This is a genomic window from Mesorhizobium sp. M0276 (assembly GCF_040321755.1).
In the GTDB taxonomy this organism is placed as follows: domain Bacteria; phylum Pseudomonadota; class Alphaproteobacteria; order Rhizobiales; family Rhizobiaceae; genus Mesorhizobium.
This window is the reverse complement of the sequence record NZ_JAMYSC010000049.1, coordinates 1-15,836: the sequence shown is the minus strand read 5'-3', so window position 1 is coordinate 15,836 and position 15,836 is coordinate 1. Positions and strand designations below refer to the sequence as shown.

General features: G+C 59.3%; 5 protein-coding genes and 2 pseudogenes. 2 read left to right on the top strand and 5 right to left on the bottom strand.

The window, feature by feature from the left end:
• Window positions 1–7 precede the first annotated feature (7 nt).
• Both NKJ01_RS28570 and NKJ01_RS28565 read left to right on the top strand, forming a co-directional pair.
• Window positions 8–9,940: an RNaseH domain-containing protein gene (locus tag NKJ01_RS28570; protein WP_352733171.1), complete on the top strand. Its 9,933-nt coding sequence runs from the start codon at window positions 8–10 to the stop codon at window positions 9,938–9,940.
• On the top strand, window positions 9,937–11,580 hold the full coding sequence (locus NKJ01_RS28565) for an AAA family ATPase (protein ID WP_352733169.1): 1,644 nt from the start codon (window positions 9,937–9,939) through the stop codon (window positions 11,578–11,580). The genes NKJ01_RS28570 and NKJ01_RS28565 overlap by 4 nt, the downstream gene beginning before the upstream one ends.
• A 380-nt stretch (window positions 11,581–11,960) precedes the next feature.
• Here the strand turns inward: NKJ01_RS28565 and NKJ01_RS28560 are convergent.
• The 5 genes and pseudogenes from NKJ01_RS28560 to NKJ01_RS28540 all read right to left on the bottom strand — a co-directional run.
• Window positions 11,961–12,494: pseudogene (locus NKJ01_RS28560) on the bottom strand (aldehyde dehydrogenase family protein); the annotation flags it as partial.
• Window positions 12,495–12,973: 479 nt separating this feature from the next.
• A complete protein-coding gene (locus NKJ01_RS28555) occupies window positions 12,974–13,429 on the bottom strand; it encodes a hypothetical protein (protein WP_352733166.1) in 456 nt (151 codons plus the stop codon).
• A 414-nt stretch (window positions 13,430–13,843) separates the two neighbouring features.
• Complete coding sequence (locus tag NKJ01_RS28550; protein WP_352733163.1) at window positions 13,844–15,025, bottom strand: arabinose transporter; 1,182 nt, start codon at window positions 15,023–15,025, stop codon at window positions 13,844–13,846.
• A gap of 39 nt (window positions 15,026–15,064) precedes the next feature.
• Window positions 15,065–15,493, bottom strand: a complete 429-nt coding sequence (locus NKJ01_RS28545; protein ID WP_352733160.1) for a lipocalin-like domain-containing protein — start codon at window positions 15,491–15,493, stop codon at window positions 15,065–15,067.
• A 50-nt stretch (window positions 15,494–15,543) separates the two neighbouring features.
• Window positions 15,544–15,836, bottom strand: a pseudogene (locus tag NKJ01_RS28540) (IMP dehydrogenase); the annotation flags it as partial.

Below are 15,836 nucleotides of genomic sequence, written 5' to 3'. Positions count from 1 at the left end.
AAGCTGCATGTTTTATCTGTCGAAGCCCGAACAGAAGACCGAAAGTATCTCCGTCATGGGATTGTCCTTCCTTGGCGGCAAAATGCCCACCCAGGATTGCGTTAAGGTAAGCTGGCATTCCGACATGGCCCAGGCCTTCGCCGCTGTGGCCACGGCAGCCAGGAACACAGGAGACGCCGCAGGAAACCGCCTTCCTTATGCTACATTGAGAGCCTTGCTCTCCGCCGGGCTTCCGGATCCGATCTATGTGGACTCCGAACTGGGCGGTATCGGCTGGCACGACAGCGAGAAGGGGCCGCAGTCCTTTGCCGAATGTGTTGCGTCTGAAGAAGAATGCCTCAAGGCCGTTTCGAATGCAGTCCGCATGTGGGCGGCGAAAGTGCTGGCTCCGTGGGCGGAATCCCGAGGGCTTCCTGCCGACTTCGTCGAAGACATCACGCGTCTCGCCATAGAGGGATCTGCCGCAATCGCTTTCCGGAAAACGCTCGAGACCGAGGATGGCAAGGGCAAGGACTTCACGGATGTCCGGGACATCATCCATGCAGAAGCATTCCGACGCATTGCCGGGACGGAGCTGTTTCCGGGAATGGGGCCTGTCCGTGTGTTGATTCGGTCTTCTTCCCGTGAAAACTCTATATGCTTCGTGACCTTCCCCAGGGCGGCCGCCGCCGGATCGTGGTCCATGCAGGCCCGGCTTGCCGTCGAAACGCTTCCCGGCAGGCCGCAACCTTTCGTCAGGCTCGATGTATCGCGCAAGCGTTGGACGCCTGATGTTCCTGCCAAATTCCTGCCCCGACAAAGGAAACTGACGGCGGCCATCTTCGGCGAGGATGAAAGGCGGGCGGTTTCCTTCCATGTTCCGATCCTGAAAGGGGCCGTCAGCGAGCCTGAAGATCCGGCCTATGTGCTCGGCGCGCTCAAATCGGGCGTCGATACGGGCCTTGGCTTCGCACAGCTCGTGATGTCGGGGCCGCGCGACGGGGCATTCGTCGGCATCGCCTATTCCACGGCATACGAAACGACGCCTTCCGTGGCAACGGGGGCGACGGAGCTTGACTGCGTCGATTGCTTCGACCGGATCGCCGAGGCCATGAAAGGTGTTCTCGAGCCGCTTTCTGTCGAACCTGTCGACAAGGCGAAGCGCGTCAAGCGCCGCGACGAAGACATTCCGGCCATGAAAGCCGTGATGGTTCTCGAAGAGATCGCACGCTCGCTCGGATACAACGACATCGACGACAAGGCCATCGCCGAAACCTGGAAAATGCTGGCCGACGGCGATCTGCCTCCGTCAGTGAAAGTCCCCGCCGATCTTGAAAGCCAAAGGGAACGCTTCGATGCGTTGCGGGAGGACAATTCGGCGAGGCTCCGTCAGGTGTTCGGCAGCAGTCTGCCTGTGCTGATCATCGTTTCCGCAAGCGCAACCGATGCCGAACATATCGGGATGGCCGTACGGACACTCTTCAACAGCCGTCTGCGCATCGAATACAGGCTGATGCCGGAAGGCGTGCACGGCCCCCGCAAGTCTCTCGCCGTTCCAGGCGGGAAAGCACGGAACAGGTATGAAAACCGGGTTTCCCTCTGGAAGCCGTTGGCGCAGAAGCTGGCCGAGGAGTTCGGGCCGACTCGCGTACTGGTCCACGCCCGCAAATTCGGCGACGATGGCGTGAACAAGATCGCGGGTCGCGTGGCGCTGGCCCGCTACGGCGACTGCAACGTCCAGTATCTCGACACCAAGGGCCCGAAAGTGGATGACTGGTTCTTCCGCATACAGGCTGCCGTACTCGACCTTATGTTCGGCCATTCCGCGCTTGTTTCCCCGGTCAGGGACAACGTCGCCGAAGCATTCCCGGATCCTGCTATCCGGCCGGAGACGATCACCGGGATTTCCATCGTTTCCCTGAACCGGACCCGCACCCGGCAGGCGTCATCCTTCTTCCTGTCGGTCTCCATCGATATCGAGAGCGGGAGCACGACAGCCAGGGCAGGGCGGCCCGTCAACGGCACCATAGATATCACCGATCCGCTTCCGTTCTTCGACCTGCTGAAGACAGTGGCTGGCTGGGATGAAGCCGACACCGGGAACGGTGAAACGGAAAAATCGGACTTCCAGACGTTCGTCGCCGAGATCGTGAGTTACGAATGTGACCGCGGCCACAGGCCTCTTGTCATGTTCGAAGGAGACCATGCCAGAAAACTCTGGCCAGCCCTTTCCAACAAGGGATGGGACGAACCGTGCAAGCTTGTCGGCACAGATTTCAATCCGTCCGAGTGGCCGGGAGCGCGGATCGTGCGCATCCAGGACCAGATCGAGCCGACCGTCATCACCCGCAAGGAGCAGACCTTCGCCATTCTCGACCCCGAAACGGGCGCGGAGACTGGAACGAAGACCCAGAACACACACACCCTGACCGAGCCTGGACGCCTCGTGCGCTTGGCCGGACCTGCAGATAACTACATCTCCACCGGGCATTTGGACGGAACCCAGAAACTGCCCAAGGGGCTGTCCGTCTACAGGCCGATCCCCCAGATGAAGGCAGCTGCGGCTACGGACCTTCCACCTGCGCTGGCTTTCATGAATGTCAAGATCGAAGGCGAGCGCGATCTCACCGGAGAGCCATACAAACTGCCGGGCACCATCGGCATTCTGGCTGTCCACTGCCTCGAAGGCGATGATCCGGACAGGATAGCGGCTCTGTGTCATGGACTGCGCTTCGGGTTCGGCCACACACGCTCGCCCGTCAAGATGCCCGCACCTCTTTTCCACGCCAAGAAAGTTGCCGAGTACATTCCCGCATACATCCTGACGGAAGAGGACGAACGCGAAGATTCGGCTGAAACCGTCGAACCCGCAGACCCGGAGGAGCCGGATGAGTCTGATGGACTTGCATCTCCTGAAGACGGGGACGGCACGGATGATGCTGGCAACACGCGGCCGGAACCGCAGGCATATTTGGGAGACCTGTCGTTCATGAACGGAACAAACGGACCGCATGGTGCTACCGCCATTCCGAAAGCTTCCTTCTCGAAATCGAGAACGACGACGCTTCCTGCTGAATTCCGCGCCAATGCAAACGGTGACCCGAAAATCGAAGCTCTTCTGGAAATGATGTGGCTGGGGCCGTTGCCCTCCTGCATCACGGAAGACTGGATGGTGTTGCTTCTCAGTGCCCATTCATCAGTCAAGCCGAGGCAGAAACTGTACGATCTGGCCATGAAGGTAGAGGTGCCGATGAAAGTCGTGCTGCCTGAGACCGACGTCAAAGACGACCGGTCTTTTGCGCGGTTCCTGATGGCCCTGCTCCAATTGGGGGATTCAATAGTTTTTGCCAAAACGGCGATCCCTCGCACCATCGACAAGAACAGGAGGAGATGGATTTTCAATCCTGTCTACGAGCAAATTGCCCGCAAAGGTAAGAACGGGACCAAGTCAGAAACGGGGATTTCGATCGTAGATACGCTTTATGACTCCCCGATCCACACATTGAAGAAATTGCATGAGGGCGGAGACGGGTTGCTTGCCAGGCAGTTCATGACCGTCGAATCCATGTTCAGGCCGGAGAAGGCTGCCATTTATGCCGAGGCAGCCGGAAAGTTGAGGCAGGAGTTCGACATCGAATATGCCGACACCGAGGCCTTTTGCAACCGGATGGCGGCATTCCAAGAGCGCTTGATAGACTACCAGAACCTGAAATCGATCCTGGCGGAGCAGGAGCAGAAGAAGGCGTCGCCTCGTATCGGCCGTTTGGGCATGGATGACTACCAGACAATAGCCGAAGAAGCCGAACCCGTACGCCCTTCCGCGCCTGAAGTGAATGCAGCCTGGTTGCGGGACAGGATGTCGCTCAGCGGTGCTTTCAGAAGCCATCTCCACAACCACCGCACCGAGATCAGGGAAGCGCTTGGCGATGGGAAGGCATGGCCTGAAGACAAGCCGTCTAGTGAAGTGATTGCCGATTGTGTCGCGAAGCTCTTCTCGGTTCCCGAGCCGATCCTGGCGGCGATATCGAGGCGGGACAAGGAAAGCCTGTTCAGGCCGTTCTACCGCAAGATCGAGACCACCGTCCGGGCGATTGACGAAAGCCGCCCCGAGGAAAAGCGGCTGTCGCCAGCCAACTGGGAGGACGATGGCACCTCACCTGGAATCTTCGCACGCTTGTCTGAGGGCGGATACAGGCAGTTCGCCGACGAGTTCGCGAGAATCCGCGCGATCGAAAACCCGTCGCTTCCTCTCGAACGGGCAGTGAAAGCTGCCGGAGAGGAATTCAGGGAAGCTGCGGAATTTATCGAAGCGAGACGCAAGGCGTCGCTTTGGTTCTTCGCCAATGACGACCGTTCCGACAATCCGTTGTACGAAGCCTATCTCGATAGTTTCGAAAACGGAGAGGTCGCCGTCCCCGGTGAAGACAGCCAGTCAGGCACGACCGGGAACGCACCGGAAGTACGGAGCGAGCCGGAAGTACAGGCGGAAATCGAGATCGGGAATATAGCGTCGCAGGACGCCGGACAAGAAGCCGGAGCCGGGCAGGCAAGGGGGGCTGACATGGGCATCGAGGACATCTTGCGCGCTATTGTGGTGGAAGCAGAACACGGGGTTGAAAAGCTGAATAAACCCGATTGGGATAGCCTTTCAGCCTCTCTGTCGGCCATTTCCGGTCTTCTGGACAAGGCACAGGCGGCTGTTGCCGCCTTGCCGCGTCAGGTGTCGAATGCCGCATTGCTCGCCCGGGTGCAGATTCTGGACAAGGAAGCCGCTGAAATTTGCGAGTTCCTCGGGTCGGAACATACAGCGCTCCTCTTGCCGGAGGAGGGCAATATCGAGCCGTCATCCGCTGAATTGGCTGAAATGTGCCTTGGTGAAGGGGAGGAGGCACTTAACGGCACGAAGCTCGCCGTAGCTGCTTACACAGAACTCGACGAGAAAATGTCGGCGGCCAAGCCAGCTGAAAAAATCCTACTCGCCCCCTCAATGAACGAGGAGGTCGGAAAAGCCGAATCTGGCATCGGCTCCATTGCCGTAGCGCTGGTGAACGCCCTGTCTTATCTAGCACCGGCCGCTTTGCCGTCCCCTGACGGTGGAAACTGCTCCGGGAAAGGAACGGTTCAATCCGACGAAGTCCGGGAACAGGAAAGAGAAACACCCGAGGCGGCAGACAGTGACCGGGAAGCGGCTCCAGCCGCCGAACCTGTTGCGGCTGGAACGACGGAAGCGGTAGACAATCCGGATGACGCGGACGATGTTTTCGCGGAAGTCATCCCGGAAGACGACATCCTTGACCCTGAAACAGCCGAACACGACGTTGGGCCAATGGCAGAACCTTTGCCGCAAGATGGCGGTTCCGTCGTGGCGGTTCCTGAAGCCGAGGTTGAAACTCCGCCAGCGGAAGACCTCGAAACCCTTAGGATAAACCAGTCCCTCGACAGGTTCATGGCTTCGGGAAGTTATTCGCTTGCCTACCATCTTGCACGGGCCTCCGAGGCCGAAGACCCGTCACGGCCGCTTGTCATCACTTCAAAGGAAGCGAAGCTTGCGGCAATCGCGGGCCACCTCAACCACACCGCCCTTCAGTCCAACCCCGTTCTCGTTTCGTCATGGGTCAGCGAGGCATTCAGTTCGGTCGAAGCAATCGGCCGGGACAGCAAGGAGGAACGCGCGGCGGCGCGGCTTCTTTCATTGATGCCCCTTGCGATCGAACTGGCTATCTTCTCGCCATCTTACGGGAGCGCCGAGATCCTGCGTTCTTTAAACTCGTTGCCTGGAGACCTCGGGAAAAATGTGAGTGAGGTTTTCAAGAACCTCGACTCCCTCAAGCACACGACGATCGTCCTGTCCCGGGCCATGCTCGCCAATGTCGCCGATGAAATGGATCTGACGAAAGCCCTGAGCGAAAGCCGGGCGCACCTGTTCCAAAAAATCGAAGGTTTTCAGGCGCTGCGATTCAACTACCAGCCCGGAAACAAGATCAAGATCGAGCTGTCCCGCAACGACAATCTCATCGGAAAACTGCGGACCCAGATCACCAAAGGCAGGGATGACGACACGACCCTGGCCGTCGTGAAAAGCTTTGCCGAGAGCCTCAAGGACCGTTCGGCCATCATCGAACTGCTCGACGAAACGCATGCAATGCATCAGGACCGCTCGAAGGGGCTGGACGGCGTCGTGCGCAACCGCCTGGTTTCCTTCCTTGAGAATTTCCGGGATGCCGCCAACAACTATATCGACCTCAAATCCGAAATGCGGGAAACCAGCTCGGCTGAACGTCCGAAAGCCCGCGACCTAGCGAAAAAGATTTCGCGGTCCCTGAACAATATGACCGCGGCCGTGGAAGTAGCCTCTCAGGACGAAAGCCTGATCGGAACAGCCACACGGCACGTCGCTCTGCGCCTGAAGAAACTGTCGGCCATCGTTTCCGGGGAACAGGTTCCCTCCGCCAACAGCAACGAATACCTTCAGGCCTGCCACGCCGAGATCGCCCTCCTTCCCGAACTTGATTACGGACGCTCCTGGTTTCCAAGTCCGTATTCCGCCGCGGAGATGGTCGGCCTTCTTTGCAATGCAAAGCTCCCGCTGCTCCCTGAAAAGGGGCAGGAGCGTGACGAGGCGTTCGACAACATCGTCCGCCAACGCATGGACCGCGGCTCGTTCGTCGGCGCACGCATGCTTCTCGATGCCGACGATTTTCTCGAAATCAACCAGGAACTCGCTGAAAACCTCGAAAAGGAAGTCGAAGCAAACATCCTCACCGCGAAGACATCAATGAAAGACGACATCGGCCAGGCTCGGAAAGTTGTCGAACGCGTCATGCGGTTCGGCTCGTTGCGGCAAGGCACCGATGCCGAACAGGCCGCCTCCCTCCTCGACCGTCTCGAAAAGATCGAAGCCGTAGACGTCCCCATTACCCTTGAGCCGGGCGCTCGCATCGAAGAGGAAATTGACGGCATATTCGATGTCAGCGTGGCTCAGGACGAAATCGAAACGATTCGAGAAGGGGCCCAAGCACTGCTGGAGGAACCGCGCATCCGCCTCCAGAAAGACATTGACGAATTGTCATCCAATGACATTGACCCCAAAATCTGCCAGAAGCTGCGGGCGCTTTGCGAAACTGACGACCTCCTGACAGCTGAAGAGCACATCCAGGAAGTCAGGAACGAAGGCCGCCTGCCGGAATCGCGCCGCCGCAACTGGAGGTTCGAGACCTTCCGGGATGAAGTGCTTCCCGCTCTGGAACATTACCGCGGCGACATCGCCAGCAACGTGTCCCACGCAATCATGAACGGAGATGCATTTGAAGGGATAGCCTACGACCAGCTTTCGGAAACCCGCCGGAAGGAATCTGTCGAGATCGTCACGGAATGGCGGGAGCTGTTCCGCAAGTTCCATGTCAAGGACTTCGCCCCCTTCGCGGCAAGTTTCCTGGAGAAATTCGGCATAAGGGCCGAGTTTAAGGACGTAGCCAACATCCCTGTGCCTCCGATCGCCAAGGGAAAAATGTATGTCGGCGATTTTAAGCTCGACATCCCGACCGACACAGAAAGCCTGCTGTTACCTGATTTCGGCTCCCGAACCGAGGGCAATTACCGTGTGGCCGTCAGCCAAACCCTCCCTGCGGAAAGCACGCTGCAGAAACTGACGACGGGCAACGGCCTGATCCTGATGGTCAGCGACATCGTCACACCCGAAGAGCGCCGGAAGTTCCTGATGAGGAACCTGGCAGCCAACCGCCGCATATTGCTGATCGATTCAGCAACAATTTCCTACGCTGTCAGCGAACCGCAGATCAGGGCGCTGACGCTGATCGAACTTGCTCAGCCCTACAGCTTCGCCGAACCCTATGCCGACTGGGGGAGGAGTGCTGTGCCCCGTGAAATGTTCGTCGGACGCTCGCAGGACATTCGGGCGATTCTCCTCGATAGCGGCTCGAACATCGTCTATGGCGGCCGCCGCATGGGCAAGACCGCTCTCCTGAAACATATCGAGCTGGAGAACAACGACCCGAAAATGGGCAGACTTGTCGGCTTCGTCGATGCCCATCAGATCGGCAAGGGGCATCTGGCGACCAAGGTTATCTGGCAGGAGATCGCGAGGGCGCTGCCTGAGATTTTCCAGCTCAATACTCCGATCGACGCAACACGGGTAACCCAGGTGATCAAGAGGTGGCTGGCCGATGACAACCGCCGCCGGATTTACCTGCTGCTGGACGAGTGCGACCAGTTCATCGTCAGCGATGCTGCGAACGGCTATGCCGAGTTCCTGGCGCTCCAGCAATTGATGACCGACACCAACAGGCGCTTCAAATTCGTGCTGGCAGGACTGTCGAACGTCACCCGTCTCGTTCAGACGGGCAATCCGCCACTCAAGCAGATTTCTGCCGACCCGAGACGCATCGGCAGCCTCACTGGCGAAGGACGCACGGCGGCCGAGGACCTCGTGCTTCGCCCCTTCGCAGCTCTTGGCCTTGAACTGGAAAGGCAGGACATCTGGAGGATACTGTCTCATTCCAACTACTATCCTGTCCTGATCCAAACCTATGCGAAGCATCTGCTGAAGAAGGTGCTCTACATCACACAGTCCACACAAAAGCCCATCCGCAAGATACCGTCGGAGCAGATCGCAAGTGTGCTGGACGACCAGACGACCAAATCGGAGATCAAGACGATCTTCGACATGACGCTCGGCATCGACCTACGGTACAAGCTGATCGCCTACGTCGTGGCGAGCCTCGTCTTCGAGGCGGAGGCAGAAGGCCGGATGGACGACGGGTTCACGACCCGTGAAATTCGCGAACACTCGATCGGCTTCTGGGAAGCCGGCTTCAAGGACAAGAACCGCTTCTCCCTCTTCGACGACCTGCTCGACGAAATGGAAGGGTTGGGCATTGTCCGACGGATCGGCACCGACAGATGGACACTCCGCTCGACCGCAGTCGTCCGCCTCCTCGGCACCCGCGACGAGATCGACACTGTTCTGCTCGATTTCACGGAGATGGAAGCCCCTGTCGGTTTCGATCCGAAATCGCACAGGAGGGAGATCAAAGCTGCAAAACACGTCCTGCAGAAGCGGTCCGTGTCGCCGCTCACATTGAGCCAGGAACGCGACATCCTGCTTTCCAGCTCAAGGGCGACCGTCATTCTCGGCAACAAGCTCGCGGATTTCGACATCGTCCCCGCCGTGCTGAAGACGGTTCCTGACTCCTTCTCGGACGGGGACAACTACGACGTAAGAATCCTATCCGTGAACACCGCGGCCGAAATGGCGAACACCCTTCGCGACCAGCGCGTAGTTCAGGGCAAAAAGGCCATCGCCGTCATCAAGCCATCGGCACCGTGGACCGCCGAATGGGTCAAATCGGCTATTAACGCGAAACCCGTAACCAAGGGGGATGTCAGGGTGATATTCGTCGGCGGCCCGCAACACGCTGCCTCAGTTGCCGCCGATGGCCAACTGGCCGGGCTGACATCCCATGTCGAGATCATGATCCTTGAACCATGGTCGACGGCATTCTTCACCGAGATGGTCGACAAGGAACACCCCGGTCCCTCGATCCAGCATTACGAGGACCTGCTCGCCCAATATGGCGGCTGGAATGAGCCGATGTCGCAATATGTCGGCTACGCGCAAAGGGTCAAACCGAAGCAGATGCCAGACGCCGTCGATGCAGCGGCGACCGGGCTGACGGGGGATTACGGAAAGGTGCTCGGAAAAGTTTTCGAAATGATCGGGCCGACCGCCTTCAGCGTCAACGACGTCGAGGCGTTCCTCGACCTCAATGACGAACTCAGGGCCCGTGGCATGACCGGAGAGGCTCTCGTTCAATACGGCACGCTGATGGGCTTGCTGGCCGTTGCGCCTGCCAAGCCCGGGGTCGAACGCCAGAAAAGCTCATACCTGCCGACGCCCCTGACGGCAGGACTTCTCGGCATGACGCTGCTGGCCGCAGAATGATCGACAAGGCTTTATTCTGGTCCCTTCCGGGTCCCTCCGGTTTCATCGAAGACATCGCCGAAGCCGTCACGAAACATGGTATCGTCGCCATCCAGGCACCTCTCTACCGTGCGCCGGGCCTCGCCGAAGCTGTCATCGAGAGGCTGGAAAACGACGGCTACGTTCCCGTCTTCACGGTCCCGAGCAAAGCGGGCGGGCCGATCATTCATCGGCTGGCCATTGCTGCGGGTGAAATGCGCGTGTCGATGCGCACCGCCGGGTCTTTGATCGACAAACCCGAGTTCAGAGGTGCCGGATTCTTCATCGAAGATATCGATAACGACGAATGGGACAGCTGGAGCATCTTCTTCAGGTCATATTCTGCGGAATGGCGCAGGCGCTCCAATGAGGCCCTGAAGCCTGTTCTAGCAGCGCTCGTTCCTCCCGATGTCCCGAAGGCCGACCTTGACCGACTCTTCCCTGGCGCATTTGTCCAATGGAACGGCCGCGTTTCTTCTTTTGACATGAGAACCTACATCTCCAGACGGACGGGCAGATTCGCGGCCCTGCCGCTTCTGGATAAGGTGGCGATCGAGGTCGCCATACGGCTTTCCGGCTACGATCCGAGACTAGCAGAATATCTGGTCACCCTCGACCCCGTCTCGGCAATCGATCCATGGGAAACGTTGAAGAAGGCATATGGCGGGAATGCCGACGTCAGGCCGTGCTGGGGCAACGGACTGGTCGATACGATTGACGGAGATGTCTTCGTTCACACTGCAAGTCTGATCGCGGCAGACGACAGAAAGGCCTTCGACATCCGGCGCTGGCGCGCGGTCAGCGGCCCCGTGCTCGACTTCAACGCCACCGTGTGCAGGCACTTTGCCGACACCTATGCGAGCTCCATCGATGCCAAGCTGCCGTGGCGCGTCGCGTTGCCGTTCGGCGAGAAGATGATCACCAATCGATATGACATGGAAAACAAATATTTGCGGGATTGTCTCGGCGATACCCTCGAATACCGGGAAATGACGTTTCTCAGGCAAACAGCAAAAGCGCGCAATGACATCGCCCATAATGAAATCCCGGCAGGCACGTTGCTGAACACTCTCTCGGCGACGTGGAAAACCTACGCCTTCAGCAGCAAGAAGGAGACGGTCGGCTGGGATTGGCCGAGATGTGGCCAGAAACTCATTATGATGGTCGGGCCAAGCGGTGCTGGCAAAAGCACTTATGCGAAAACGAACTATCCACCAGATGAGATCGTATCGTCCGACTCGGTCAGGGAAGAGCTTTTCGGCACCTCTGTGGTCGCCGGACCTCAAGCGAAGATATTCGAAGTCGTCACGCAGCGACTGGTCGCCAAACTGTCACGAGGAGAAAGCGCGGTCCTGGATGCGACCAATATCAAAAAGCGCGACCGCCTGAAAATCGTGGACCTGATACCGGAAGACATGAAAGTCGAATATGTCGTCCTCGACCGGGACATGGACGACAAGAGGCGGGACGGAGGCTGGCGCAACGGAAGGAATGGTCTTTTGGAGGGCCACGCTGACATCTTCGGTGCCGAAATCAATGACATTCTTGCCGGAGATCAACGACCCAACATTCTGGTAACTGATAAGCGGTTAATCGATTACTACGAAGTAGATTCCGCATGATATTTCCGGGTCGCGTATGCGCGTCCGCTGTAGAACCGGGAGGGGCGGAAGCATAGGTTCTAGAAACAACTAGCTTTTGGCCGTGACCTTTAACGCGGTCGAAACGCTCAGGACCAAATTGCCACCACACGCGTTCAATACTCTGATTGGGTTCTGTCTCTAATCGTCTAATGTCGGCTTCCAGGAACGGGCGCAGTTGGTCTTAGTGTCTGATACTGGGCGCGAAGCTGACCCTCGGCGGCGAATTTGAATCCGATGCCCCGTCATCCCATGTTCATGATTTGTGCTTCGAAAGTCGCATAAAAGGCAGTCCGGAACCCTGCGATCGCGCTGAACGGACCTTAAGTGTTCGCCTATACCGTGCGCGGTTTGACGCCGCGTCAGATTCCGCCCACGCAGAGGTATTTGATCTTAAGGTAGTCCTCAAGTCCATGGCGGGAACCTCCCCGCCCGATGCCGGACTGTTTTACCCACCGAAAGGCGCGGCTTCTGAGGACATGCGTCCTGTGTTGATCCCCACCAGCCATATTCCAGCGCCTCGGCCACACGCCAGACACGCTTCAGGTTCGATGCATAAAAGCAAGCGGCGAGGCCATAGATCGTATCGTTGGCTTCACGTACGGCCTGATCGGCATCCTCAAAGCGAATGATCGGCGCCAAGGGTCCAAAGGTCTCTTCTTGCGCCACGGTCATTTCCCTTGCGACACCGCTGAGGACGGTCGGCTGGAAAAAAGTGCCCTCACCGCCGATCCGGCCTCCGCCGCATCGGATCGCGCCGCCTTGGGCGAGGGCTTGGGAGTGTGGAATTCGATCTTGGCCAGAGCGTGCCTGTCGATCAGGGGAGCGATGGCGACACCTGGATCGAAGCCGTCACCAACCTGAAGCTGGCGGATACGCTCCACGAATTCGTCCGCTTCGGCCTTGTCCTTGGTCGTCAAAAATGGTGCGCCAACGGGGCTTGTCGAACACCCTGACGATATAGGTCGTGGCCCGGCTTGTCGTGACCTATCGGAGCCCGAAGAAGCTCAATATCGCCAACACGATGACAATCGCTCCAACGATCCAAATGATATTGTTCATGATCACTCTCCGGTTTAGGAAGCCCGCGCCTCTCCGAGGCCTGATCTTTGGCAGGGGATGGGGGCACCACTGACGCAAGCTTCAACTTTTAGAAGCCGCTAATGTTCCCTTCGATCGAAAGTCGGTTTCTAGTCGCGGTTTCGCTCCCGCTGCAGGCCTTCCAGCCCGCCTCGAAGCACCTTTTGTCCGGTGGGACGAGACGGGCTGCGGAAGCTCGAAGGGGGCTTCCCGCTTCAAAACTTCAGAAGCCGCCGATTGTTCCATTAGTGTGCGCTAAAATGCCCACCACCCCGCTACGCCTCAGTCCGCCAATTTAGCTTTCGCTAATAGCTGGTGCGATGACGCCATCTCGTGGGGATTCACAGCCTCCGGGTTTCAATGTATGTTGCTCGGCATGGAACGGGCATTCGATGACATCGCTGCCGCCCTCAGAGAGCCCCGCCAGGACTTGTGGCGCCCTGTCCGCGCCATCGCCCTTGATCTTGCCGGCAAGCTGCTGATGGGCGTTGCAATCGGCCTTGGCGTAGGGCTTGTGATGGCGATAGCGGGTTAGGATGGCGGCGGCGCCCGTGTGAGGCTCCGGAAATGAAAGCGCCTTTAGAGGGTTGCGCAAAAGGCCCGCGTGCATGCGGTATCCGTCGTACTTGATTTCGTGAAGCCAGTTCGGGCCGTGGGGCGCTTCGTCGACGAGGCGCGTGAGCTGGGGCTCGATCCATTTCGGCGGATGCGTTTTGTTCGGCTTTGTAGGACTCACCGTCTTGCGCGCCAATTGACATAAAGCGTCGTCATGCGGGCGAGACTACCACATGATAACGCTACAGCTTTATCGGAAATCCCGCGTCTTCACCTTGATGCGGTCGATGTGCTCGTAGGGATCTTATCCCGACTCGGAGACTATGCCGATCAAGCTGCCTAAACCACGGGACTTTCGGTAAAAACGCCGCCGCGGCTCGGCATAGTCAAGGTGTCCGGCGTCGCGAATTTCTCAGTGTGGTGGTATCCCACCCGACGACTTCTGGGCAGCTAGGCTGGAAATAGCGGCCGTTCAAGTGCCCGTCGCACTTCGACCGCAATGCGCCTATGTCGGCCGTAGAAGTCGATTTTGGCATTGCTCGGAAGCAGATGTCGCCCGAAGCGGGAACGATCGTGGTTGCGCGACATCTCGAGCCCAGACTATCCGGCTCTATAGTGGAGCGTTGCGGCGACTCAGCAGCAGAGCGATGCCCAACGCCGGAAGCGTCGCCGTCGCGACGGCCAGGAAGACGAATTGCAGCCCGGCCGACGCAGCCACCAAGCCGAGCGCCGGACTGCCGAAGCCGAGCGCCACGTCGAGGAAGACTGTGTAGAGTCCCATGGCCAGGCCGCGGCTGCGTGGCGGAAGACGGCTTACGGCCTCGGCACCGAGGCCTGGATAGACCAGCGAGTAGCCAAGGCCAGTCAGGCCCGCTCCGATGGCGGCCAGAACGGGCCCGGGCGCAAGCCAGATCAGCATGAGCCCGACAGCCTCGACCGCCACGAAGATCGCGGCGACGCGCGCACCCCCCAACCTGTCAGGCAGGTGACCGAAGCACAGCCTTGCCACGATCAGCGACGCGGCATAGGCGGTGAAGGGAAGCCAGACCGGCTGCCAACCGCGTTCGGCAAAGAGCAGGGCGCCGAAACCCAGAATCGCACCATAGCCGAGGCTGCTAAAAGCTGCTCCCACTCCGGGAAGCCAGACCGCTTGCGCCACGCCCGTCCATGAGTGTCGCGCGGCGCTCGCGGCGAGACTGGTGCCACGCATAGGCAGGATGGCAAGCAGCGTCGCAAGCGGCAGGCCGACCGTCGCGAGTGCGATCGCGGCGAAGCCGCTCGCCGCGTAAAGCGCAGATCCAATCGGCGCGCCTAGCGCGAGCGCCGCGAACATCGCCGTGCCCACCCAGGCTATGACCTTTCCGGAGTTCTGTCCGCCCGCGAGGGAGAGGCCCCAGGCGACGCCGCCGGTGATGATGAAGCTCTCGGACGCGCCCAGTACGGCCCGACCGGCGAAGAGCGCCGATGCGGACGCTACCGGCCGGTCGAGCAATGCCAGCGAGCCTAGGTAAATGAACCCCGCCAGGGCAGCGGCAATGAGGCCGACGATGACGGCCCGCTTGCCGCCGCGCCCATCGGCATAATTTCCGGCTCCAATGCGCGACAGCATCGAGGCGACGAACTGGCTGCCCGTCACCAGCCCGACCGCGAAAGGGCCGAAGCCGAGTTGCTGGTGAAGATGCAGCGGCAGGACGGGTAGCGCCAAGCCGATCAGTAGGAAGCCGGCGAAGACAGCCGCCATGATTGGCACCAGTTCCGCCATCACGCCATTTCGCTCTGAAGTCCGCGCCATTGCCGCCACCGATAACACTTTGACAGCCGGCTGTTCCGATCAGTAACGTGCGTAGGTCACGCGCCAGCCCTCGGCCGGATTGTCCGGCGTGAGGACCAGTTTGTTGTCCGAGACTTCGAATTTGCGTTTCATGCTCTTCCCGACAAGGTTGCGGACCAGGGAGGACTCGATCGTGATGACGAAGGTCTTGTCCTGGTCGTTGATGGCGAGCGGCCCGTAATAGGCTTCGTAGCCATTCTTTGTGTAAGGCGTGTCCGGCGCCTTGGCGTCGGGGTTCTGGGCCTGCACCGAGAGGGTGCCGGCCTCGGTGAAGATGACCTGACCGGAATACGGTACGGGCTTGAGATTTCCGCCTGCGCTGACCTCGAGCGACGTCATACGCCACGCACCGACGATCGGGGACTCTTGCGAGAAAGCCGGCGTGGCGACCGAAAGCGCAAGGGCGGCTATCTTCAATCTCATCGTCATATGCGTTGTTCCTTTTCTGATTTGTGGGTGCCCGTCCGCCCAATCTTCGCTCAAACCGAAAGCATGACCTTGATGGCGCGCCGCTCGTCCATGGCGCGGTAGCCTTCAGCGACCTCGGCCAACGGCAGCTTGAGGTCGAAGACCTTGCCGGGCTTGATCCTGCCGTTGAGCACACGGTCCATAAGGTCGGGCAGGAAGCGGCGCACCGGCGCCGGGCCGCCGAGCATGCGCTTCTGGCCGAAGAAGAGGTTCTGGCCATCGAAGCTCACGCCATGCGGCACGCCGACATAGCCGATGGTGCCGCCGGGGCGGGAGCAGGCCAGCGCCTGGTCGAAGGATTCTC